The sequence below is a fragment of the Blastomonas aquatica genome (assembly GCF_014639875.1).
Classification (GTDB): Bacteria; Pseudomonadota; Alphaproteobacteria; order Sphingomonadales; family Sphingomonadaceae; genus Blastomonas; species Blastomonas aquatica.
Genome location: NZ_BMGD01000016.1, coordinates 1 through 2,186 on the forward strand (window position 1 = coordinate 1; position 2,186 = coordinate 2,186).

Genomic DNA, 2,186 nt, shown 5'->3' on the forward strand with positions numbered 1-2,186 from the left:
GCGCTGGTGCTTGCACCGGTGTTAGAGACGGTGCGATGGGTCAGGTGACGGTATTTTCTGGCGTTCAGCGCCGCCGGTACTGGTCAGATGAGCAGAAGCATGCGCTGGTGTCGGCGATTTCAGCGCCCGGGGCGAACGTTGCGGAGATTTCCCGTCTGGCCGATGTTCGACCTGGTCAGATCTATCGCTGGCGGCGGCAGCTCGAGCAGGCAGGCCACGGCTTTGCGCAGGTCCAGGTGCAGCCCGATCCTGATCCTGCGCCTGTTGCTGTTGCGGGGACTGCGATCATCGTGGAGTTTGAGCGTGCGACCGTGCGGATCCCGGCAGGCGCATCTCCAGGTCTGGCTGCGGCGGTCCTGCGATCGGTGAAGCCGTGATCCCAGTTCCTTCCGGTGTCCGGATCTGGATTGCGACAGGACATACCGATATGCGGCGCGGCATGCGCAGCCTTGCCTTGCAGGTTCAGCAGAGCTTCGGGCGTGATCCGTTTGTCGGCGATCTGTATATTTTCCGCGGACGGCGCGGCGACCTGTGCAAAGTGATCTGGCACGATGGCGTGGGCATGTCGCTTTATGCCAAGCGGCTCGAACGAGGCCGGTTCATCTGGCCATCGGCAACCGACGGCGTTTTTGCGATTTCCGCATCGCAACTTGCCTGCATGCTCGAGGGCATCGACTGGCGTAATCCACAGGCAACATGGCGCCCGACTGTCGCCGGATAAGTGGCTGTCGATGGCCTAAAAAGCTAGGGATTCCGGGGGTTTTATGCTATGGTTTTGGCCATGGTGGATGCAAGCCTTGCAGAGATCCAGAGCCTTCGCGAGCAGCTTGCCGCCGCCCGCGAAGTCGCCGCAGAAGTGGCTCGCATCAAGGCGATCAACGCCGATCTGGAAGCCCGCAATGCCCTTCTCGAGCTGCAGAACGAGAAGATGCGCCGGGCCCTTTACGGGCAACGCTCGGAACGCTCCCGCCAGCTGATCGACCAGATGGAGCTGGCTTTCGAGGAGTGCGAGGCCGCAGCCAGCGAGGACGAGGTCTTTGCAGCCCTGGCTGCCGCCTCAACCAACGTCGCACCGTTCGAACGCAAGCGGCCCGCACGCAAGCCATTGCCCGATCATCTGCCTCGCGAACGCGTCGTCATCTCCGCGCCAGAGGCCTGCCCGTGCTGTGGTTCCGATCGTCTGTGCAAGCTGGGTGAGGATATCACCGAGACGATCGAGGTCATCCCCCGCCAGTGGAAGGTGGTCCAGACCGTCAGGGAAAAGTTCTCTTGCCGGGATTGCGAGAAGATCACCCAGCCACCAGCGCCTTTCCATGTCACGCCGCGCGGACTGTTCGGCCCCGGCTTCCTCGCGATGCTGCTGTTCGAGAAGTTCGGAGCGCACCAACCACTCAACCGCCAGCGTGATCGCTATGCCCGCGAAGGTGTCGAGCTCAGCCTTTCCACCCTGGCCGATCAGGTCGGAGCTTGCACCGCTGCGCTGATGCCGCTTTACCGCCTCATCGAAGCGCATGTGCTGGCCGCCGAGCGACTGCATGGCGACGACACGACGGTCCCGGTCCTCGCCAAGACGAAGACCGATACAGGCCGGATCTGGACCTATGTCCGCGACGATCAGCCTTTTGGCGGACCAGCTCCACCTGCGGCGGTCTTCCATTATTCCCGCGACAGGCGCGGCGAACATCCCGTCAGCCATCTGCACAGCTGGACAGGTATTCTCCAGGCCGACGCCTATGCCGGATACAATGCGCTTTTCCGCGCCGATCGGATCCCGGCACCGCTGACACGCGCGCTGTGCTGGAGCCATGCGCGTCGCTATTTCTTCGAGCTCGCGGATCTCGACACGCAGCTCAAAAAGCGCCGCAAGAAGGCACCCGTCATCTCACCGATCGCCGTTGAGGCAGTCCGCAGGATCGATGCGATTTTCGACATCGAGCGCGCGATCAACGGCCGATCGGCTGAAGAGCGGCTCGTCGTCCGACAGGAACACAGCGCACCCCTTGTTGCCGATATCGAAGCATGGCTCCGCGACAACCGGTCGAAGCTCTCCAAGAGCAGCCCCGTCGCCGAGCCCATCGACTACATGCTCAAGGCATGGCCTGCCTTTACCGCCTTCCTCGACGATGGCCGCATCTGCTTGTCGAACAACGCAGCAGAACGGGCGCTCAGAGGTATCGCCTTGGGCA

3 protein-coding genes are annotated in these 2,186 nt (G+C 62.7%); all 3 read left to right on the forward strand.

Going from position 1 to position 2,186, the window contains the following annotated elements; translation table 11 throughout:
• On the forward strand, window positions 1-377 hold a 377-nt coding region (locus IEW00_RS17330), incomplete at its 5' end, for a transposase (protein ID WP_229737128.1).
• Window positions 374-721 carry an IS66 family insertion sequence element accessory protein TnpB gene (gene tnpB, locus IEW00_RS17335; protein WP_033927432.1) on the forward strand — a complete coding sequence of 116 codons (348 nt, stop codon included), beginning with the start codon at window positions 374-376 and terminating at the stop codon, window positions 719-721. The genes IEW00_RS17330 and tnpB, both read left to right, overlap by 4 nt.
• Before the next feature lie 60 nt (window positions 722-781).
• Window positions 782-2,186 (forward strand): IS66 family transposase (gene tnpC, locus IEW00_RS17340; protein ID WP_188515688.1); only part of this gene is annotated, 1,405 nt, incomplete at its 3' end.